17 protein-coding genes are annotated in these 22,534 nt (G+C 48.0%); 7 read left to right on the forward strand and 10 right to left on the reverse strand.

Annotated features, from left to right (window positions below; genetic code table 11):
• Positions 1 to 24 precede the first annotated feature (24 nt).
• Positions 25 to 357, forward strand: coding sequence for an Hpt domain-containing protein (locus AABA11_RS16375; RefSeq protein ID WP_265727412.1), 333 nt, complete (start codon positions 25 to 27; stop codon positions 355 to 357).
• Between the two features lie 15 nt (positions 358 to 372).
• Here the strand turns inward: AABA11_RS16375 and AABA11_RS16380 are convergent, their stop codons facing one another.
• The 6 genes from AABA11_RS16380 to AABA11_RS16405 form a co-directional block, all read right to left on the reverse strand.
• Entirely contained in the window at positions 373 to 873 is a 501-nt protein-coding gene (locus AABA11_RS16380; RefSeq protein WP_265727413.1) for a GAF domain-containing protein, read from the reverse strand.
• Between the two features lie 125 nt (positions 874 to 998).
• Entirely contained in the window at positions 999 to 1,715 is a 717-nt protein-coding gene (gene phoU, locus AABA11_RS16385; RefSeq protein ID WP_265727414.1) for a phosphate signaling complex protein PhoU, read from the reverse strand.
• A 14-nt stretch (positions 1,716 to 1,729) separates the two neighbouring features.
• On the reverse strand, positions 1,730 to 2,560 hold the full coding sequence (pstB, locus tag AABA11_RS16390; RefSeq protein ID WP_338269538.1) for a phosphate ABC transporter ATP-binding protein PstB: 831 nt from the start codon (positions 2,558 to 2,560) through the stop codon (positions 1,730 to 1,732).
• A gap of 20 nt (positions 2,561 to 2,580) precedes the next feature.
• Positions 2,581 to 4,281, reverse strand: coding sequence for a phosphate ABC transporter permease PstA (gene pstA, locus AABA11_RS16395; protein ID WP_265727415.1), 1,701 nt, complete (start codon positions 4,279 to 4,281; stop codon positions 2,581 to 2,583).
• 11 nt (positions 4,282 to 4,292) lie between these two features.
• Complete coding sequence (locus tag AABA11_RS16400) at positions 4,293 to 6,551, reverse strand: ABC transporter permease subunit (RefSeq protein WP_265727416.1); 2,259 nt, start codon at positions 6,549 to 6,551, stop codon at positions 4,293 to 4,295.
• Positions 6,552 to 6,680: 129 nt separating this feature from the next.
• On the reverse strand, positions 6,681 to 7,649 hold the full coding sequence (locus AABA11_RS16405; protein WP_265727417.1) for a PstS family phosphate ABC transporter substrate-binding protein: 969 nt from the start codon (positions 7,647 to 7,649) through the stop codon (positions 6,681 to 6,683).
• A 281-nt stretch (positions 7,650 to 7,930) separates the two neighbouring features.
• On the opposite strand from AABA11_RS16405, the gene AABA11_RS16410 reads away from it, so the two are divergent.
• The 6 genes from AABA11_RS16410 to AABA11_RS16435 all read left to right on the forward strand — a co-directional run bounded on the left by AABA11_RS16410 (position 7,931) and on the right by AABA11_RS16435 (position 15,974).
• Positions 7,931 to 8,467 carry a TRAP transporter small permease subunit gene (locus AABA11_RS16410; protein ID WP_265727418.1) on the forward strand — a complete coding sequence of 179 codons (537 nt, stop codon included), beginning with the start codon at positions 7,931 to 7,933 and terminating at the stop codon, positions 8,465 to 8,467.
• Positions 8,467 to 9,855, forward strand: coding sequence for a TRAP transporter large permease (locus tag AABA11_RS16415; RefSeq protein WP_265727419.1), 1,389 nt, complete (start codon positions 8,467 to 8,469; stop codon positions 9,853 to 9,855). Before AABA11_RS16410 ends, AABA11_RS16415 begins: the two co-directional genes overlap by 1 nt.
• A gap of 57 nt (positions 9,856 to 9,912) precedes the next feature.
• Positions 9,913 to 10,875, forward strand: a complete 963-nt coding sequence (locus tag AABA11_RS16420) for an NADPH:quinone reductase (protein WP_338269545.1) — start codon at positions 9,913 to 9,915, stop codon at positions 10,873 to 10,875.
• Between the two features lie 198 nt (positions 10,876 to 11,073).
• Positions 11,074 to 11,847 (forward strand): helix-turn-helix domain-containing protein, encoded by a 774-nt coding sequence (locus tag AABA11_RS16425; protein ID WP_265727422.1) that lies wholly within the window; start codon positions 11,074 to 11,076, stop codon positions 11,845 to 11,847.
• Between the two features lie 306 nt (positions 11,848 to 12,153).
• Entirely contained in the window at positions 12,154 to 15,276 is a 3,123-nt protein-coding gene (putA, locus tag AABA11_RS16430; RefSeq protein ID WP_265727423.1) for a bifunctional proline dehydrogenase/L-glutamate gamma-semialdehyde dehydrogenase PutA, read from the forward strand.
• Between the two features lie 14 nt (positions 15,277 to 15,290).
• Entirely contained in the window at positions 15,291 to 15,974 is a 684-nt protein-coding gene (locus tag AABA11_RS16435) for a 1-pyrroline-5-carboxylate dehydrogenase (protein ID WP_265727424.1), read from the forward strand.
• 93 nt (positions 15,975 to 16,067) lie between these two features.
• Here AABA11_RS16435 and AABA11_RS16440 read toward each other — a convergent pair whose 3' ends face one another.
• The 4 genes from AABA11_RS16440 to uvrD form a co-directional block, all read right to left on the reverse strand.
• Entirely contained in the window at positions 16,068 to 17,177 is a 1,110-nt protein-coding gene (locus tag AABA11_RS16440) for a TRAP transporter substrate-binding protein (protein WP_265727425.1), read from the reverse strand.
• 295 nt (positions 17,178 to 17,472) lie between these two features.
• Positions 17,473 to 18,585 carry a TRAP transporter substrate-binding protein gene (locus tag AABA11_RS16445; RefSeq protein ID WP_265727426.1) on the reverse strand — a complete coding sequence of 371 codons (1,113 nt, stop codon included), beginning with the start codon at positions 18,583 to 18,585 and terminating at the stop codon, positions 17,473 to 17,475.
• 254 nt (positions 18,586 to 18,839) lie between these two features.
• Positions 18,840 to 19,907 carry a Gfo/Idh/MocA family oxidoreductase gene (locus AABA11_RS16450; RefSeq protein ID WP_338269549.1) on the reverse strand — a complete coding sequence of 356 codons (1,068 nt, stop codon included), beginning with the start codon at positions 19,905 to 19,907 and terminating at the stop codon, positions 18,840 to 18,842.
• A gap of 335 nt (positions 19,908 to 20,242) precedes the next feature.
• Complete coding sequence (gene uvrD, locus AABA11_RS16455) at positions 20,243 to 22,456, reverse strand: DNA helicase II (RefSeq protein WP_338269551.1); 2,214 nt, start codon at positions 22,454 to 22,456, stop codon at positions 20,243 to 20,245.
• Positions 22,457 to 22,534: the final 78 nt, after the last annotated feature.

The following is a 22,534-nucleotide window of genomic DNA, read 5'->3' on the forward strand; positions in this document are numbered from 1 at the left end:
ATACGCCACTATAGGTGAGTAAACATGATTGATCATGAGCATTTAGAGTCCCTAACCCAACTGATTGGAAAAGACACCATGGACCAAATACGGTTGGAGTTCATTGACGACAGCCATGAAAAAATGACACAGCTGTTGCAGGCGTGGGAAGAGCGTAATTACGACGCATTAAGAGACATCAGCCACTCGCTCAAATCAGCCAGCTTAAACATGGCATTACGACGGTTCGCCGAACAATGCCAACAGATTGAAATGGCGTCGATTCAGCACGATGGACAAGCCATTCAACCCATCATCCATCAACTTCCCGCCCTTCATCAAGCGTCTCTCAATGCGCTGGCAGACCTTTTTACCTAACCTTGATCAACGAACTTAGATCGTCCAAGCAAAATCGGTGGCGTCCATAAACGTCGCCACCAAGCTTTCTAGTCCCGCTTGATCCGTCTCAGAGAAACGATTCACCCGTGGGCTGTCCATATCAAACACCGCCACCAGCTTGCCATCCATGACGAGGGGAATAACCACTTCACTGGCTGACGCCGCATCACAGGCAATGTGCCCATCAAAGGCATGAACGTCTTCAATACGTTGAGTTTGTAACGTCTCTGCTGCTTTGCCACACACGCCACGACCAAAGGGAATGCGAGTGCAAGCCACTTTGCCAACGTATGGCCCAAGCACCAATTCTTCGCCACGAGCAAAATAAAAACCGGACCAGTTTAAGTCCGTTACCGTTTGCATCACAAACGCAGAGAATTGAGCGGCATTACAAATGAAATCGCGCTCACCACTGAGTAACGCGGCCAATTGGGTATTAAGCGCTTGGTAAGACTCTTCAAGTGAGCCAGTAGACTGGGGTTCTATAGTAAACATCGGTTTTTGCACCTAATAAAACAAAAAAGCGATGATAACAAAGACAGGAAAAGACGAGGAGGAAATTATGGGGACGCTGTTTCTTGGTCGCTTACTCGCCACCAAGAAACAGCGTCGGTATTTACTTAGCTTTTGGTACCAACTTCACCCGCCAGATCGTTCACGTTCACATGACGTACATCGACGCCTTTCACCATGAAGATCAAATGCTGACAAGTATGGCGCGCGTGATCGCCGATACGCTCTAACGAACGCAACACCCAAATCACGTTGATCACACGAGAAATACTGCGTGGATCTTCCATCATGTACGTCACCAAAGAACGCATCGCTGTGTTGTATTCTTGGTCTACCGCACGGTCTTGTTTCGCGACTTTGATCGCGGCATCGATGTCTAAACGAGCGTAAGCGTCCAAAGAATCGTGAATCATGCGAGTCACCATTTGACCAATTCGGTTGATCTCAACGTAACCACGCGGAGACTCACCTTCGTTGATCAAGTTCAACGTCAAGTTCGCAATCTTTTTCGCTTCATCGCCCATACGCTCTAGCTCGCTTACGGCTTTGCTGATCGACAAAATCATGCGCAAATCCGACGCAGCAGGTTGGCGCTTTGCCAAGATACGACGGCATTCTTCGTCGATCAAACCGTCCAGCTGATTGACCGTAGCGTCTTGGTTTTTCACGTCTTCTGCCAAAGAACCATTGGCGTCCAATAACGCTTGTACCGCGTCCTGAACTTGGTTCTCAACCACACCACCCATTGTCAAAAAATGCTGGCGGAGCAGTTCTAATTCGTTGTTGAACTGCTGAGAAATATGATCCGTTGTTAATTCTTTCATAGTGCGTCCCCCGCCTAGCCGTAGCGGCCCGTGATGTAGTCTTCTGTTTGTTGTTTGCTTGGATTCGTGAACAAGGTGTTCGTGTCACCAAACTCAACCAAATCACCCATATACATAAACGCTGTGTAATCAGACACACGCGCCGCTTGTTGCATGTTGTGCGTCACAATGGCGATGGTGAAATCGTTTTTCAGCTCGTGAATCAGCTCTTCAATTTTCAACGTGGAAATAGGGTCCAACGCCGATGCAGGCTCATCCAACAACAATACTTCAGGTTTTACCGCGACAGTACGCGCAATAACCAAACGCTGCTGCTGACCACCAGACATGCCTAACGCACTCTCGTGCAAACGGTCTTTTACTTCGTCCCACAACGCCGCAGAACGCAATGCCCACTCAACCGTTTCGTCTAAAAGACGCTTTTTATTGATACCTTGAATACGAAGGCCGTACGCCACGTTTTCATAGATGCTTTTTGGGAATGGGTTCGGCTTTTGGAATACCATGCCCACGCGACGACGTAGCTCAGCCACGTCGGTTCCTTTGGCGTAAATGTTGTTGTCATGAAGGTTGATCTCACCCGTAATGCGGCAGCTATCAACCAAATCGTTCATACGGTTAAAGCAACGCAACAGAGTCGATTTACCACAGCCAGAAGGCCCGATAAATGCCGTTACTTTTTTCTCAGGGATGATCATATTCACCCCTTTCAATGCTTCTTTCTCACCGTAGTATAGGTGCAAATCGTTTACGGATAAGCAAACCGCTTCGTCTTCAATGCGCAATGCCTGTTGGCTACGCTGCATTGCTGAAATATCAATAGAGTGTGTTTTAACGTCGCTCATAATCGTCTCTTCCCCGCTGCTTACATTTCCAGCGATTTGTATTTTTCACGTAAATGGTTTCGGATCGTTACTGCTGATAAGTTTAACAAAGCAATAACCAACACAAGTAAAAACGCTGTTGCATAGACCAATGGTCGTGCGGCTTCTACGTTGGGACTTTGGAAGCCCACGTCGTAAATATGGAAGCCTAAGTGCATGAACTTCTGATCCAAATGGATATAAGGGTAGTTGCCATCTAATGGCAAAGAAGGTGCTAATTTCACCACACCCACCAACATCAATGGTGCCACTTCACCCGCAGCACGAGCTACCGCCAAGATGACCCCTGTCATGATCGCAGGACTGGCCATCGGCAACACAACACGCCATAAGGTTTCGGCTTTCGTTGCGCCCAACGCCAAGCTGCCTTCACGCACATTTCGAGGAATACGTGACAAACCTTCTTCGGTTGCCACAATCACCACAGGCACGGTCAATAGCGCCAGAGTGATAGATGCCCACATCAAACCACCCGTACCAAATGTCGGCGACGGCAAGGCTTCAGGAAAGAACGCTTGGTCGATGCCAGAACCTAAGAAGTAAATAAAGAATCCCAAACCAAACACACCGTATACGATGGAAGGCACGCCCGCTAAGTTGTTTACCGCGATACGAATAACGCGTGTCACCCAACCTTGCGCCGCGTATTCACGCAGATAAACCGCGGCCACCACACCAAATGGCGTCACCAAAACCGTCATCAACAAGACCATCATTACCGTACCGAAAATGGCAGGGAACACGCCGCCTTCTGTATTGGCTTCACGAGGTTCGTCAGACAAGAACTCCCACAACTTAGTGAAGTAGAAACTCATTTTCTGACCCACGTTCATCGCGTTCGCACGGTAAGCATGAACAATCTTAGCCACGGGCATTTCATGCTCCGTTCCGTCCATCACCTGAACCACGAAAGTATCGCGGTTAATTTGTGAATACAGATTGATCAAGCTTTGTTGCAAGCCTTTGTACTCTTCGTCGTATTGGCTACGCTCGACCGCCAAGTCTGCTTCTGCCGCTGGCGTTAGCTTGCCTTCTAGCTCAAGGCGACGCTGCTTCAATCGAATACGCTCTAGCGCGTAGTTGATCTTACCAATGTCTGTCTTTTCGATTTCATGGATTTCATCAAAAATCGTAGCCGCACGCGCAATGCTCTTTTCAAACACAGCCCATGTCGCTAACGCCGACTCAGTTGGCGTTATATCGCTGGTTTCAGATGCGACTTTTCCGTCTTCCTTCACCGCTTTTAAGTAACCGTACAAGTTACCCCATTCACGGCGTTCTGCTGTAAACAGCATCTCTGGTCGTTTCGTTTCTGTCAGATATTCATCGATCACCCAGCGAAAATCCGAACCATAAACGTCACGGTTACCGGTTTTCATCAGAGTACGCTGCATTAACTGATGGTTGTCAGGAATATCAATGCCCGCTTCACGCAATTGCGCCGCTGGCACTTCCACACTTTCAACACGCTCAGCCACGATGTTGTATTCCGATTCACCTGGAAGCGCGTAATGAGATTCCACCACATCCGCAGGCCAAAAATGCCCTAAACCACGAACGGCGATCAGCAGCAATAAACCCACTACCATGATGACGGAAATCGCCACGGCGCCCGCGTTTAGCCACACCCATGGGTCACCCGCTTTCACCCATTCAGATACGGACTTTTTCTTCATTTTCATTTCAGTACTCATTATAGCGACCCGTATTTTTTGCGTAGGTGCTGACGCACGGTTTCAGCGATTGTGTTCACCACAAAGGTGAAGATAAAGAGCACAAACGCCGCTAAGAACAAGATTCGGTAATGTGAGCTGCCCACTTCAGATTCCGGTACTTCTACCGCCAAGTTGGCCGCTAGCGTCCGCATACCTTCGAAGATATTGGCGTCCATGATTGGCGTGTTGCCCGTTGCCATCAATACGATCATGGTTTCACCCACGGCACGACCCATACCGATCATCACCGCAGAGAAAATACCTGGGCTCGCTGTTGGTAATACCACGCGAGTCATGGTTTGCCAGTAAGTCGCCCCCAATGCCAATGACCCTTGAGTTAAGGCTTTTGGCACGCTGAAGATGGCGTCTTCCGTGATAGAGAAGATGGTTGGGATAACCGCAAAGCCCATGGCAAAACCCACTACCAATGCGTTACGTTGGTCGAACGTGATACCAAGGTCATTGGTGATCCAGCCGCGAATGTTACCGCCGAAGAAATTCAGCTCAATGATTGGGCTCATCGCCAAACACAACCACGCCAAGAACACGATCACCGGAATCAACAACAGTGGCTGCCAGCCTTCTGGCACCAACCAACGTAAATTCTGAGGCAAACGCGACCAGCAATACGCAAACACGAGAATACCGACAGGCAGCACAACAAACACACTAAAGGTCGCGGCTAGGTTTTCTTCCAAGAAAGGCGCAAAGAACAAACCGGCTAAGAAGCCCAAAATAACGGTTGGCAAGGCTTCCATTAACTCGATCACTGGCTTGATCTTACGACGCAACGCAGGCGCCATGAAATACGCCGTGTAAATCGCACCACAAATCGCCAATGGCACCGCCATCAACATCGCGTAGAAAGCGGCTTTTAGCGTACCAAACGCCAATGGCATCAAGCTGTATTTCGGCTCGAAGTCGTTGTTCGCCGCAGAAGACTGCCAGGTGTACGTCGGCTCTTGGTAACCTTCGTACCACACCTTGCCCCACAAAGAAGACCAAGACACTTCTGGGTGCTCGTTATCAACGTGGAAAAAGTGCAGCCCCTTGTCGTCTTCCAACAACAGGCCATTAGCACGAGGAGAGAAACTGATCAGTCGAGCGTTGTTGTCGCTCAGCTTTTCGTTAATAACTTGGCGCGTAGACGTGGCGTTGTAAATCGCCACCAAGCCACGCTCATCCAAGGTCGCAAAGCCTTTACGGCGTTGCTCCATCGCTAAATCAACAATCGCGATAGGCTGCTTAACGTCACGAATAAAGGTCAGTTTTTCTTCATTCTCTTCATTACGCACATTGAACCACTGGCTCACATGACCGGACGAATCGGCCACCATAATCGATGACTTACCCAATAAATAGCTCATTGAAACAAGCTTAGTGTTTGGGTCTTTAAACAAGGACATCGCGTCTTTCAGCGCAATGTTATCGAAGTCGCGAAGGTCGAATTCGCTCAACGCACCAGAACGTGTTGCCACGTACAAATAGCGCTGGTCGCCACTCAGCAGCATGCTCGCGACATCCGCCACAAAAGGCAATGACTCGCTTTGCTCGCTTAGTTCCACTTCTTCGGTGATGAAGTTCACTTCTTTAGAGACTTTCGTGATGGCGCTTTTTGTGTCACCAATTGCCGCCATGGTCAGGCTGTCGCTGCCATCACGGACGGTGAGTTTTTTAATCGCAAAATCCGCCACATCGATCGCGTCTTCACCGTAAGGGTATTCCACGACTGGGGTGATTTTACGTTTGCCATCAGGGTAGGAAATTTTGTAATCGTGTTTCACGATGAGCGCTTTGCCGTCTTCGTAACCAAACGCCACTAAACGACTGGTATCCGATTCAACCGCAAACGCGGTGACTTTTTCAGAACGAAGGTTTTTAACCCTGTTGATCACACTGCCGTCAGCAACAGAAAAGAAGACAATACTGCCATTACTCGTCACTCGCATGCCAACTTCGGATTGCTCTTCGGTTGTCAAATAAAGGCTCTTTCCTTGATCCTCTGCAGGCAAGGCATAACTTGCCTCAGCATCAATGCTGGCGCTAGAAAATAAAGGCGCCACTTCATATAGTAAGTAGAAGCAAATAAGCAGCACAGCCAAAATAACACTGCTGCCTCCCACGGCAATACCCATTCCAGCCATACGGTCTTTCAGGGCGCGAATTTTTCGATGACGCTTTAAAGCTGGCGTATTGAAATCCAGTTCAGGCATCTGATGGTCAGTTGATTTAGTCATCCGCATTCATCTTTGTTGTGTGACGTTTTTATGTGACAGTAGTGTGACAGCCTACGAAGAAAGCAAAGTAGGAGAGCGTTTCGGCCCTCCTACTTTTAGCATCTACTTCGTAGCTCGCTACAGCGTTACTTAGTTAATACCTAGATCTTTAAGGTACTTACTCGCAACTTTCGCTGGAAGAGGAACATAACCGTCTTTTACGACAACCTCTTGACCCATTTTAGAAAGTACCATTTTAACGAATTCACGTTGTAGTGGTTCAAGCGGCTTGTTAGGCGCTTTGTTTACGTAAACGTAAAGGAAACGAGACAATGGGTATTTACCTGTTGCTGCGTTTTCAATCGTTGCGTCGATGAACTCGCCGCCTTCTTTCTTAGTTAGTGGTACAGCACGTACAGAAGACGTTTTGTAACCAATACCAGAGTAACCAATACCGTTAAGAGATGTAGATACAGACTGTACTACAGACGCAGAACCTGGCTGCTCGTTTACAGAGTTTTTGAAGTCGCCTTTGTAAAGTGCGTGCTCTTTGAAGTAACCGTAAGTACCAGATACAGAGTTACGACCAAACAACTGAACGTCACGATTCGCCCAAGCGCCAGTCAAACCCGCTTTGCCCCAGTTAGTGATGTCTTCGCTGTGTCCACCTTTACGAGTAGAAGAGAAGATCGCATCCACTTCTGGAAGAGACATACCTTTGATTGGGTTATCTTTGTGTACGAAAACCGCTAGAGCATCGATAGCCACTGGAATTGCTGTTGGCTTGTAGCCGTATTTTTTCTCAAACGCTGCGATTTCTTTGTCTTTCATTGTACGAGACATAGGACCGAAGTTTGATGTGCCTTCAGTCAATGCTGGTGGCGCAGTAGAAGAACCAGCCGCTTGGATCTGGATGTTCACGTTAGGGTAAAGACGTTTGAAGTCTTCTGCCCAAAGTGTCATCAAGTTTGCTAATGTGTCAGAGCCAACACTTGAAATATTGCCAGAAACGCCACTTGCTTTGCTGTAAGACATCAAATTTGAGTCAACATCGGCAAAAGCGTTAACAGAAACGCCTACCGCTGCTGTCATCGCTAAACCTGCAACTAGTTTTTTCATCACATAAACCTCAGTGGTTGTAGTCAAATATTTATGAGCAACTGCCCATAGCTCGTTCGATGTTTTGTACTATAGGAAAAGCGTGTGACAAAAATGTTACATCGTGAAATATTTCAAAAAAATTTTAATGTCCGATAAATAATCCCTAACGCGTGTTTCCCATAGCCTGCAATATTCCCAAGCGTAGCGTTATCCAATAGACTAACCATCCGGATTTTGACGCTGGTTTTTTGCCGTGCGAAGCATCCGATAATAATGATTAAAAAACTGTGGGTACTTTAATGTTTAACAAACTGGTCTCTTCGGCTGAGGCAATTTCCCAATACTTGGGAAGATGCATTGCTTGGCTCACGTTGGTGATGATGCTACTTACCTGTCTCATCGTCCTGCTACGTTATGGTTTTGATAATGGTTCGATTGCATTGCAAGAGTCTGTGCTGTACTTGCATGCCATGGTCTTTATGTTGGGCGCGGCCTATACCTTTAAAGACGACGAGCATGTCCGTGTCGATGTTTTTTACCGTGATTTCTCAGTGACGAAAAAAGCCTGGGTTAATATCATCGGTGGCATTTTCTTTTTACTGCCGTTCACGCTGTATACCGCCTATTTAAGCCTAGATTACGTTAGCGCTTCTTGGCGCGTATTGGAAACGTCTCCAGAACCGGGTGGTTTGCCTTTCGTCTATCTGCTCAAAACTCTGATCCCTATTATGATGGCGAGTCTCATCATTCAAGGTACGGCCGATATTTTGAAGAATATTGGCGTGGTAACTGCGGCTCGCTCCCCTATTAATAAACAGGCTAAAGGACAAAACTAATGGCTGAATTTATTCCTTTATGGCTGTTTGCTGGCGTGTGTGTCTGCTTGCTGTTTGGTTACCCTGTGGCATTTTCTTTGGGTGGCACGGCACTTATTTTCGCCGCGGTCGGTTCTTTTTTTGGCACCTTTGACAGCGTTTTCTTAGAAGCCTTACCCAACCGCTTGTTCGGTATTATTGGTAACGAAACCCTCATCGCGGTACCGCTATTCGTCTTGATGGGCGTGTTGCTCGAGAAATCAAAGCTGGCTGAGAAGTTGCTCGATTCCATGGCGATGCTGTTTGGAACCTTGCGTGGTGGTTTGGGTATTTCGGTGATTTTGGTGGGTATGTTGTTGGCGGCCAGTACGGGTATTGTGGGCGCAACCGTTGTCACCATGGGCATGATTTCGTTGCCAACCATGTTACGCCGCGGTTATGACCCTGCGCTGGCAACCGGTACTATTTGTGCAACCGGAACCTTAGGCCAAATTATTCCGCCTTCCATCGCCTTGGTTTTACTGGGCGACGTCATGTCCAACGCTTACCAAAAAGCGCAATTGGAAATGGGCATATTCTCACCAAAAACCATTTCTGTGGGGGATTTGTTTGTTGGTGCGTTAATTCCTGGCTTAATCCTCGTTGGCTTGTACATTCTTTACGTCATCATGGTCGCTTGGTTGCAGCCGCACAAAGCGCCCGCGGTTCCTCGTGAAGAGTTGCGCAATGGTTCTACTGAGCCATTGGCGATTCAGTTGATCAAAGGTCTTTTACCACCTTTAATCCTTATCTTTGCGGTATTGGGCTCTATCCTTAGCGGGATTGCAACGCCAACGGAAGCGGCCGGTGTGGGTGCATTAGGCGCAGCGATTTTGGCGTTGGCAAGCGGTAAATTAAGCTTCCCTACCCTAAAAGACGCCGTCTATTCGACCACCAAGGTCACTTGCATGGTCTTCATGATTCTCATCGGTGCGTCGCTGTTTTCCTTGGTATTCCGTGGCTTTGGCGGCGAAGAGCTGATTCAAGACTTCTTCTCGCAACTGCCTGGCGGTGTAGTGGGTGCCATGATTGTGGTGATGTTGCTGATGTTCTTCCTTGGCTTCATCCTCGACTTCATTGAAATCACCTTTGTGGTTGTTCCCATTGTTGCCCCAGTTTTATTGGCCATGGGTCTAGACCCTGTTTGGTTAGGTATTATGATGGCGATTAACTTACAAACGTCCTTCTTAACACCGCCATTTGGCTTTGCGCTCTTCTATTTACGCGGAGTGGCGCCGCCAGAAATTAAAACCCAGTCCATCTATAAAGGTGTGCTGCCGTTTATCTTGATTCAGATCTTTGTATTATTGATGTTGGCTGTTTGGCCAGATCTGGCGACATGGCTCCCTGAGCAAGTCTATGCAGACTGATCTAAGGCATAACTTTTGAAATAACAAAAACAGAACTCATTAAGTTAGGACAAAAACATGAAAGCAATGCAAATGAAAGACTACGGCCCCGCCAGTGACTTGTCGCTGGCGGATGCGCCAACACCTAAGATTAATAACGACCAGATACTCGTTAAAGTCGGTGCTGCAGGCGTCAACCCAGTGGACACTTACATTCGCTCTGGTACCAATAATTACTCTGCCAATTTCCCGCATACGCCGGGTTCTGATGGCGCTGGAACCGTGGTTGAACTGGGTGCGAACGTCACTGGGTTTGAAGTCGGTCAGCGGGTGTATTTCAGTCGCAACCTAACAGGGTCTTCAGCGGAATTTACCGCGTGTGCGGCAACGCACACTTACCCTCTTGCGGATGCATTGTCTTTTGAAGAAGGCGCTTGTGTTGGTATTCCCTACACCACGGCGCATCGTGCCTTGTTTGGTCGTGCCAACGGTAAAGCGGGCGATAAAGTCTTAGTCCATGGCGCAACTGGCGCCGTCGGCATTGCCACTGTCCAGCTTGCTTTGGCCGCAGGTATGGACGTGGTGGCCAGTTCAGGTACTAAGGAAGGTGCGGAATTACTGCGTCAGCAAGGTGTGAAAACCGTCATTATGCACAATGAAGCCGACCATCTGGCACCCTATCAATCCCTAGAAACCGGTTTTGATATCGTGATTGAAATGTTGGCTAACCATAACCTAGATCAAGACCTAAAAGCCTTGGCTTTCGGTGGCTGCGTGGCTGTCGTTGGAAATCGTGGCACGGTTGAAATCAACCCTCGCGACTTAATGGCGCGCGATGCGTCCGTTGTCGGTGTCGCATTAGCGAATGTGAAGCCAGCGGAATTGGCGTTGATTGCGAAAGCCTTGCGCCCTTTGTTTGAAAAAGGCGTACTCAAGCCGGTGATTCGCCAAAGTTACCCACTGACTGAATTGGCGCAAGCCCATGAAGACGTCCTGAAATCTGGGGCGCTAGGCAACTTAGTCATAGCCATTGGCGAGTAGCCAAATCACACAAACACAGCGCGTCGTTGAATTTTGCAGAAAAAGCGCGCTGTGTTTCTTTTCTCTCCACAAGCCCTCCTCATTTCGCTGCCAAGACGATAAAAACACGCTAAAATCCAGCATCTCCAAAAAAATACGCTACTAAAGCCGCATTAAGGCCGCTATACTTTCACACTTAATGTATTTAATAGGCTTATTTTGACTCAGTCTGATTCCGACGTTTTTAGCCTGCCAACCGAAGCAGATACCCACGATCACGATTTTCACCAACTGGTGATTGTGCTTGATGGCAACACTGATTTCGACGTAGAAGGCAAAGGCAAACAACTGCATACTGGCGAAGGGTGTATTCTTCCGTCAGAGAACAGTCATGCGTTCGCGGGTCTGGGTGAAAATCGCATTATGGTGGTTAACCTTCCCATTCCACCGCAAAAAAGCATCACAGATGAAGAATACGAAGTCGTATCACGCTTGTTCGATCAAGCCGCCTACTTCCAACTGAATCCTCGTTTGCAAATACTGGCATCGGCGCTGTCTGGCGAGTTACAGCAATACCCAAATGACGCCATTTTAGCCAGAGCCTGTGGCAACACACTGCTCAGTGCTATTCGCCACCAGATCAACAACAAAGACGTTCGCGCCCGCGGTAATCACCTCGACATCGACAAGCTTGACCAATTTATTGAGTTAAACCTATCGCGCCGTGTCCACATTGATCAGTTGGCTAATTTCTGCTTTTTGAGCGTCAGCCAATTCCACGAGCGCTTTAAAGACCGTACCGGCATGACGCCGCATCAATACCTCATGCGCAAGCGTTTGGAGCGAGCTCAAAGTTTGCTGACCGAAGGATTCCCGCCCATTCAAGTCGCCGAAATGTGTGGATTTTCTAGCCAAAGTGCGATGACCAACGTGTTTTCTCAAACACTGGGCATCACACCATTAAAATATCAGAAGCAATTCACTAACCGCTAAACCAGTCCCCACCTTAGTTTTCATGCTCCAATAATACGCATTGAGCACACTTCGACCGGATCTTGCACAACAATAAACCACCCCGCAATTTATTCTAGAAAAGTCGGACTTTCTTATAAAAAAAAACGATTTTTTCGAAAGACAATTTAACCCCTCTGTCACTAAAGTGTCAGCATTATCCAGACATGCATTTTTTTGATTAAGCAGAACGAAAAGTAATCAAAAAAAAGCGTAATGCTCTATAACAATATGCGGCCTTAATAAAGAGCCGAACGGCTTTTTAGGTTAACGCGGGAGAATCCAACCATGTTTAAAGCGATTGAGGTGTTACAACCTAACTTCATTCAGCGTCCACTTAACGAATTGTGGCAGCTCATTTCCCCTCTTTACAATTTGGATGAAGAAAAGTGGTTGAATGAATTATTGCCGTTGGCAAAACCAACTGAAGGCGAATTGGAAAGCCAAACAAATGCCGCAGCCGACCTAATTGCAGCCGTTCGTAAAGACGACGACAGCATGTCAATGATTGACGCTTTGCTACTGGAATACAGCCTAGACACCAAAGAAGGCATTTTGCTGATGTGTTTGGCCGAAGCGCTCATGCGCGTGCCAGACAAAGAAACCGCTGATGCGTTTATCAAAGACCGTTTGAGCGTCGCCGACTGGGCCTCTCACGCGAAAAACTCTGACTCTTTCTTCGTTAATGCGTCTACTTGGGGCTTATTGTTGACGGGCAAAATAGTCACTATGGACGAGAAAAAAGACGGTACGCCAGCGAACTTGGTGAACCGCATGGTAAACCGTGTTTCTGAGCCGGTGATTCGTAAAGCGATGAACCAAGCGATGAAAATCATGGGACACCAGTTTGTACTAGGTCGCAGCATTGAAGAAGCTCTATCTCGTGGTAAAAGCTACCGCGACAAAGGTTATACCTACTCTTTCGACATGTTGGGCGAAGCCGCGTTAACCGCCGCCGATGCAGACAAATACCTAAAATCTTACATGCAGGCCGTTGAGTCTGTGGGTAAAGATACTTACAACCAAAAACACCGCCCAACGATCTCCATCAAACTGTCAGCCCTTCACCCACGTTACGAAGTGGGTTGTGAAGAGCGCGTGATGACGGAATTGTTCGACAGCGTAAAAGGCTTGATCATCAAAGCGCGCTCGTTGAACGTCGGTATTACCATCGATGCAGAAGAAGCCGATCGCCTAGAGCTTTCTTTGCATTTGTTTGAAAAATTGTTCCGCGACGAATGTACTAAAGGTTGGGGCTTATTCGGCCTTGTGGTTCAAGCTTACTCAAAACGTGCTCTGCCGGTTTTGGTGTGGTTGGCGGCCTTATCCAAAGAACAAGGCGATCGCATTCCTGTACGTCTTGTAAAAGGCGCTTACTGGGATTCTGAAATCAAACTGTGCCAACAACGTGGCATCAACGGTTACCCAGTGTACACACGTAAAGAATCCACTGACGTGTCTTACTTGGCGTGTGCGAACTTCTTGCTAAGCGAACACACTCGCGCACACATCTTCCCGCAATTTGCCAGCCACAACGCACACACCATTGCGACCATCAGCTGTTTGGCAACGCAATTGGGCGCGACAACACAAGAATTCGAATTCCAACGTCTGCACGGCATGGGTGACGCGCTTTACAACCGTCTAATCAAAGGTAGCGATATTTGCGTGCGCATCTACGCACCAGTCGGCAGTCATAAAGACTTGCTTCCTTACTTGGTTCGCCGTCTGCTAGAAAACGGCGCCAACAGCTCATTCGTTCACCGTTTGATCGATGCAAGTTACCCAATTTCTGACTTGATCAACCATCCTGTCACCACATTGGAAAGCCGCAAGTCATTGGCTAACCCGCACATTAACTTGCCAGCAAATTTGTTTGACGACCGTAAAAACTCGTTTGGCCCGAACATTGAAATCGATTCTGATTGGACGCCTTTCAAAGCCAAAATCGACGCTTTCATGGGTCAAGATACGCAATGGCGTGCTTTCCCTATTGTGGGTGGCGAAAAAGTCACAACAGGGCAAACGCACTCTATTAAAAGCCCTTACGATCACAGCCAAACCGCTGGTCAAATCGACTGGGCAGACGCCGCGACCGTTACCAAGGCCATTGATCTTGCTGAAGCCGCTTTCCCTGCTTGGTCTGCGCGTCCAGCCACAGAGCGTGCGGATTGCCTAGACAAAATGGCTGACTTGATGGAGGAAAACTACGCAGAATTGATGGCACTTTGCCACCGTGAAGCGGGTAAAACCATTCAAGACAGCATCGATGAAGTACGTGAAGCCGTGGATTTCTGCCGCTACTACGCGCAACAAGCCCGTAGCCACTTTGCTAACCCAACGCACTACAAAGATTTCTTGGGTCAAGACAAACAAGCCAAGCTAAACGGCCGCGGCGTGTTCACGTGTATCAGTCCATGGAACTTCCCATTGGCCATCTTTACAGGCCAAGTCGTTGCTGCTCTAGTCGTGGGCAACACTGTTGTGGCGAAGCCGGCTGAGCAAACCAGCTTGATCGCTTTCCGCGCTATTGAAATGCTACACCAAGCTGGCGTTCCAACTGACGTACTTCACTTGTTACCAGGTGACGGCGCGACAGTTGGTGCTCCACTTACTAGCGACAAACGCATTGCTGGCCTTGCCTTCACAGGTTCCACTGGCACAGCACAATTGATCAACCGCACGCTAGCGGCTCGTGGCGTTGCGCCCGTACCAGTCATTGCGGAAACCGGTGGTCAAAACGCCATGCTGGTGGATTCTACGTCTTTGCCAGAGCAAGTCGTTCGTGATGCGGTACGTTCAGCGTTTGCTTCTGCAGGTCAGCGTTGTTCTGCACTGCGTGTATTGTTCGTACAAGCCGACATCGCTGATCGCGTTATTCCGATGATCAAAGGCGCCATGGCGGAACAAAGCGTTGGCTTGCCTTACCTACACAGCACCGATGTAGGTCCAGTGATCGATAAAAAAGCGCAAAAAATGCTGCTAGATCACATCGAGCACATGACGAAAGAAAGCAAATTGATCGCCCAAGCGGAATTACCAGATTTCGCCAAAAACGGTACTTTCGTTGCACCAACCGCGTTTGAGATCAGCAGCATAGATCAGCTAACAGATGAGAAATTTGGCCCTATCCTTCACGTTGTACGCTACAAAGCACGCGACTTGGATAAGATCATCGACACCATCAATAACTCAGGCTTTGGTTTGACTATGGGCGTTCACAGCCGTAACGAAACCACTTGTGCTCGTATCGCAAGTCGCGCTCGTGTTGGTAACCTATATATCAACCGCGACCAAGTCGGTGCAGTAGTTGGTGTTCAGCCTTTCGGCGGACAAGGTTTATCCGGCACAGGACCAAAAGCTGGCGGTCCACATTACCTTCAACGCTTCGCTATTGAGCAAGACCTTTAAGGGGAGACATTACTATGACAATCGTACAACCTATCCAAATTCAGGTCGCTCAGAAAGTCTTCGAAGCATGGGACAAACTTGGCGTAAATGGCCGCGCAGAAAAACTGAAAAAAGCCCTAAACGCCTTCCCTGAAGCACAACGAAAAATGGCCGCTTGGCAAATCGACAACGCGAAGCAATCCATTGCTGAAACGCGCGTCATGCCGGGGCCAACTGGCGAGCGCAACGAACTGTCTAACCAAGGCCGTGGCGTGTTTCTTTGCATGTCTTCGCTTGAAGGCGATATGGCGAAAGTGGGACTAGTTGGCCAAGTGTTTGCTGCGCTTATTGCCGGTAACCCCGTGATTACTGTGGGACTGGCTGGCCAAGAAATCATGGACATGATTTCCCCAGTTGTCGCAGAAGGTGTTGTGCAAAACATTGCGGAATCCGCGCAAGATTCTTTGATCGAAGCCAACCACCTTGCTGGTATCGCGACGCTGTGCGACCCTGCGCAAGCCCAACAGCTAAGCCAACGTCTTGCAGCGAAAAGCGGCCTAATCTGCCAATTGGTTGAAGAAACCGACGCGGAAAATTTAAGCGTGATAGCGAAACCACACTACGTACTACGCTTTGTCACTGAACGCACCGTGTCTAACAACACCACGGCAATCGGCGGCAACGCAACACTGCTTGAATTAGGCAGCATGAACGACTAAGCCTCGTTCTAATAGCAATACCTATAAAAAAACAGCCCTTCTTGGAAACAAGAAGGGCTGTTTTTTTTATCTATAACACGACTAAATTAAGAATTACTCAAGCTCACGAGCATTGATGTAAGCGCGTTCAGACACTTCATGCCATGCTCTTACTTTCGCACCAAACTCTTTGAATGAGTCATACACTTTTTGGCTCATTGGATCGGCTGCTGCCACTTCTTCCAATGTTTCTGTAGACGCTTTTTTCAATGCAGACAAGACATCATCAGGGAAAGGTTTTAACGTCACGTTATGTTCGTTAATAAGCGTTTGCAGTGCGGAGTTGTTCAATGCTGTGAACTCATCCAACATCTCGGCGTTCGCTTGGCGTGTCGCTGCACGTACGATCAACTGTAGGTCTTTTGGCAAAGCCTCAAACGCTTCTTTGTTGTACAGCGCTTCCATCGTTGAACCTGGCTCGTGCCAACCTGGGTAGTAATAGAACTTCGCCGCTTTGTACAAACCAAACGCTAGGTCGTTATAAGGTCCAACCCACTCGGTTGCGTCAATCGCGCCAGTTTGCAAGGAAGTAAAGATCTCACCACCTGGCAAGTTAATTGGCGTACCGCCCACTTTCTTCAATACTTCGCCACCAAGGCCTGGAATACGCATTTTTAGACCTTGGAAGTCTTCCAACGAGTTGATTTCTTTATTGAACCAGCCGCCCATTTGCACACCAGTGTTACCTGCTGCCATTGGGATTAGGTTAAAGGGTGCGTAAATTTCTTCCCATAGTTTCAAACCGCCGCCATGGTGAATCCAAGAGTTGATTTCTTGTGCCGTGAAGCCAAATGGTACCGCGGTAAAGAACTGCGCAGCTGGCGCTTTGCCTTTCCAATAATAGGCTGCACCATGACCCATTTGTGCTGTGCCACGAGACACCGCATCAAACACTTCCAACGCAGGAACCAATTCGCCTGCCGCATACACTTTGACATTAATGCGGCCATTGGACATTTCGTTGATGCTTTTGGCTAGGTTTTCAGCCCCCGTACCCAAACCTGGAAAGTTTTTTGGCCAAGTCGTGACCATTTTCCAGTTAATGACTTCGGCTTTCTTTTCTACTTTTGCGGTTTCTTTTTCTTCTGATCCACCACATGCCACCAAAGTGGCTGCCGTCAAACCGACTAAGGCCAGTTTGCCCCACGTTTTTATTTTTATCATTTGCTATCCCTCAGGAGACTGATTGCGTTTATTGTTATTGGACTTAGCTTTAAAACTCAAGCAACCCTAATTGCCTTTGCGTCAACGCCCTATAATAAGGATTGAAATTGACCCTTTAGTCACATTTTATGCACTAAGTGTACTGAATAGTATGAATTGCTGTGCGGGCGCTCAAGCCCTTTTTGATATTTATTTACAAATGGTCAGAATAGTCATTTAAAGACAAACAAAAAGAAGCCCTGTTATCCGTCGATAACAGGGCTTCTTGGAATCGCAGGCTTTGTACTCTAAGACATCAGTCTATTGCGCGAGCATTGATGAACGCACGTTCAGAAATGTCATGCCACTGGTTAACTGAGTTCAAAAATGCCGTGAAAGAATCGTACACTTTTTGGCTCATCGGATCGTTTGCCGCCACTTCTTTAAGTGTTTCATCAGACGCCACTCGCAGTGCTTCTAGCAAATCTTTCGGGAACTTTTTCAACACCACGTGGTGATCATTCACTAACGTCGTCAAAGCCGCATCGTTTCGAGCGGTAAATTCGCTCAACATATCCAAATTGGCTTGCTGAGCGGCAGTACGAACAATCTCTTGCAAATCCGTCGGCAAGGCATTAAATGCGTCTTTGTTCACTAACGCTTCAACGGCAGAACCCGGCTCTTGCCAACCTGGGTAATAGTAGTATTTTGCGGCTTTGTACAAACCAAACGCTAAGTCGTTATAAGGTCCCACCCACTCAGTCGCATCAATCGTTCCCGTCTGCAACGCTGTGAATATTTCGCTGCCGGGTAAGTTAATGGTTACCGCACCAACTTTCTTCAGCACCTCACCACCTAACCCTGGCATACGCATTTTCAAACCTTGGAAATCCGCCAGAGAATTGATCTCTTTATTAAACCAGCCGCCCATTTGTGCGCCCGTGTTACCTGCCGCCATGGGGATGATATTAAAGGGAGCGTACACTTCTTCCCACAGCTTCAAACCACCACCATAGTCGAGCCACGCGTTGAATTCTTGTGCCGTCATACCAAAAGGCACAGAAGAAAAGAACTGCACCGCAGGCGCTTTGCCTTTCCAATAATACGCCGTGCTGTGTCCCATTTCTGCCGTGCCGCGAGAGACCGCATCAAACACTTCCAGAGCAGGAACCAATTCGCCCGCCGCATAGACTTTGACATCCAAACGTCCATTCGACATTTTCGTAATGTTTTTCGCTAATTCGTCCGCAGAGGTTCCCAAGCCCGGGAAATTCTTTGGCCACGTTGTGACCATTTTCCAGTGAATGGTCTCCGCTTTCTTTTCAACTTTTGCCGCGTCTTCCGTCTTCTCTGAACCGCCACACGCGACCAAAGTCAAAGCAAACAAACCAGCGAACGCCAATTTGCCCAATACCATTAAATTACGCATTATTTTCCCTCAGGGAGCCAGTTACTTAATATTTTGAATCTGTCTGTGACATGAGAAAGCGACGCCCAACATCACTCACCATTGAAGATTTGATCAACAACCAACGCATATCAAAATATCGCCCGTTATTGTGTTTTTATTATAGGATCAGACAGAAAAACGCCCTTTTGATGTAAAAAACATCAAAAGGGCGAAAGATAATAAGAACTGGAGGAATTTTGCTCAACCCTTTTTTGCGATTTATCGAGACGAATTTACTTCGCAGAAAAATTAGGGACATAACCCCACGACATACGCTGACCACTTTCGGCTGATTGCTCCGCCAAACACAACAGATAAATCAGCTGACAAGCCTGCTCCATCGAAACCGGAGCCTCACCTTTACCAAGAATCGCATCACGTAATTGCCCGTAAAACGCGGCATACTCGCCATGCGTTGCGGCTTCTTGGACACAATCGATGTTATCTTGCGAATGCGCCACAAAACGCGTGATCTTTTGCTCAGCGGCTCGTGAAGGGAAATCGGCTTCCCAAGGCATTTGCCCTGCTCGTAGCGCCTCTTCCTGTGGGTCTAACCCCACACATTGCCAACTTCCTTTAGTAAATCTTGCGTTGAAGCGGCGCATTTCACCGGCCTCAAACGGCGTCGAGGCCAAACGCACACGTTTGTCGTCGTAACCAAACTCCACTTCAAACCAATCATGGGTTTGACTACCGTCGCGTAGCTTATCAATACTCGCATGCAACCACTTCGGCGGCCCAAATAAACTCAATGCCTGATCTAAAATATGCGGCCCTAAATCCCAAAAAATCCCCGTACCAACACCCGGCTCTTCGCGCCAACGGGCTTGTGCCGTCGGACGAAAACGATCAAAGCGAGAATCCAAATGCTTCAACTCACCCAACTCACCGCTTTCAATTAATGTTTTAAGACGCAAAAAATCGCCATCAAAACGACGATTCTGGTAAACACAAAACACCAAGCCTTTTTGCTTCGCAAGCGTACAAAGAGCCTCTATTTGATCGAGACTAGTCACTGAAGGCTTTTCCAACAACACATGCTTGCCATTTGATAACGCCGCTTTGGCTTGCTCAAAATGCAACGCATTTGGCGTCGTAATTACCACTAGATCCACATCCGGCGCAGCAAATACAGACTCCGCAGACGACACCACAGACACATCAGGCAACACCGCCCTCACCTCATCCGCCTTTGAACTGCAAACATACGACATCGTCATGTCAGGATCATTCATCACAAACGGCGCATGAAACACCCGCCCCGACAAACCAAAACCAATCAAACCAACGCGAATCGCCATGTCACACTCCTTATTAGCTAAATACTTACAACTCTAAATAGTTTACATCTAATCGAAAAAATTTGCTGCAATTAAAAAAAATTACTGAGTTACAATCGGAAAAACGAGAGAAATAGCGAAGTACACAAATGGCTAAACCGCTGGGGAACAGACAACGAACTTGAAGCTCTATTGCTGCCGATACGCTTTGCTGCGCAACAAGCGCAAAGGAAAATACTCAGCGTTCTTTTAGCAAGGCAACCTTAAATTATCTCGCTGTCTGATTTGCGCTGACGCGCTGAGCTTGCGAAGCAGGCGCAAGCAAATCAAACAACGAGATAACACATCAGATAGACCTAAAGCACTTCCAGCTTAGCAAACGACAACACCAACCATTTGGTGCCTTCGTCATCGAAGTTGACCTGTACTCGTGCTTGTGGGCCTTGGCCTTCGTAGTTGATTACCAAACCTTCACCAAACACCGGATGATTCACTCGATCCCCCATATTCACGGTAACTTCTGGCGCTTTGTAACTGTTTAACACACTGCTGTTTTGCAGTTTGTTCTTTTCAAAGTTGTAATCAGGGCGCTGCAAAGACACTGGACGGCTGACTTGAGAGCGAAGACGCACTTCTTCCAAACATTCCGGTGGCAACTCTTTGATAAAGCGTGATGGACTGTTAAAGGATTCGCTACCAAACAAACGACGAGATTCCGCGTACGTGATGTAAAGCTTCTCCATCGCACGCGTAATGCCCACATAGCAAAGGCGACGCTCTTCTTCAAGTCGACCTGGTTCTTCGAAAGACATCTTGCTTGGAAAAACGTTTTCTTCCACGCCGGTTAAGAACACCAATGGGAACTCTAGACCTTTCGCCGAATGCAGTGTCATCAGTTGTACTGCGTCTTGGTATTCGTCCGCTTGCGCATCGCCCGCATCCAATACCGCTTTGTCCAAGAAGGCCATCAACGGCGAGCTAAACTCTTCGTCTTCATCGCTCCAACTGAACCCACCTGCCGCACCCACCAACTCTTTCAAGTTTTCGATCCGTGCTTCGCCCTTCTCGCCTTTCTCTTTTTCGTGGAAAGGAATCAAACCCGCTTCTTCAATAATCTGCTCGAAAATATCATTCAGGTTCAAATCAGGCTGTTGAACGGTCGTACTCAAGCCTTCAATAAGGTGTAAAAATGCCTTGATAGCATTGGTTGCACGAGCCGTCATCAATGACTGGCGCACGACCTCCTGTGCGGCTTGCCACATGGAACAGCCATTATCACGGGCGATTTCACGCAAGGTTCCGATGCTACGTTCGCCAATACCGCGAGGTGGTACGTTGATGACTCGTTCCATGGCGCCATCGTCATTTGGATCCAGTGCCAAACGCGCATAAGCCAAGGCGTTTTTGATCTCAAGACGATCGTAGAATCTGTGCCCACCATAAATCCGATAAGCAATCTGTTCCCTAACTAAGCATTCCTCGATCACTCGCGACTGGGCATTGGAGCGATACAGAATTGCCATGTCCGTCAGTGAAGTGCCTTTGTCGCGCCATTGTTTGATAATGCCAAGAATGAAGCGCGCTTCGTCCTGTTCATTAAACCCGGCATAGAGTGAAATAGGATCGCCTTCACCACTGTCCGTCCAAAGCTCTTTCCCCAAGCGGTCGTCGTTGTGTTTGATCAAGCCGTTGGCCGCATTCAGGATATGGCCCGTTGAGCGGTAGTTTTGCTCCAAACGGATGGTGCCAACGTCTTTAAAATCTTTGGTGAAATTTTGGATATTTTCAATTTTCGCACCACGCCAGCCGTAAATGGACTGGTCGTCGTCACCCACGGCCGTTATCGTGCCTTCGCTGCCCACCATGATGCGTAACCACGCGTATTGAATGGTGTTGGTATCTTGAAACTCGTCCACCAGCACATGGCGAAAACGGTCTTGATAATGGCGTAACAAGGCAGGCGTGCTGAGCATCAGTTCGTGTGCTCGCAATAACAATTCACCAAAATCCAGTAAACCGCCACGCTCACAAGCTTCTTCGTAGTGGTAATACAATTCGCGCATGCCTTTAGAGAAAGGGTCATGGCTGTCTGGCACATGAGCCGCACGGCGACCTTCGTCTTTTTGCGCGTTGATAAACCAAGACACTTGTTTAGGTGGCCAGCGAGTATCGTCGATATTCAGTTCGCGCATGATGCGTTTTATGAGTCGCAACTGGTCGTCACTGTCCATTATCTGGAAATTTTCTTTCAACCCCGCATCACGCCAATGAGCACGCAATAAGCGATGCGCTAAACCGTGGAAAGTCCCCACCCACATGCCTTGTGGAGGAACGCCCACGAGCTGTTCGATACGCCCTTGCATCTCACGTGCCGCTTTATTGGTAAAAGTTACCGCCATTAGGCTATAAGGTGATAATTCGTAAGCGTGCATCAACCACGCAATGCGGTGCACCAAGACTCGGGTTTTCCCCGACCCAGCGCCAGCCAATACCAGACTGTTTTGTAGCGGTGCGGCCACCGCTTCACGCTGTTTGTCATTGAGTGAATCGAGGATAAAAGAAACGTCCATTGCATTCCGCCATGATTAATTAATAAATTTGTCACAAAAAACACGTAAAAATAGGTTGATTTTTAATCTATTTGAGTT

This window comes from Marinomonas pontica (assembly GCF_036322735.1).
Lineage (GTDB): Bacteria > Pseudomonadota > Gammaproteobacteria > Pseudomonadales > Marinomonadaceae > Marinomonas > Marinomonas pontica.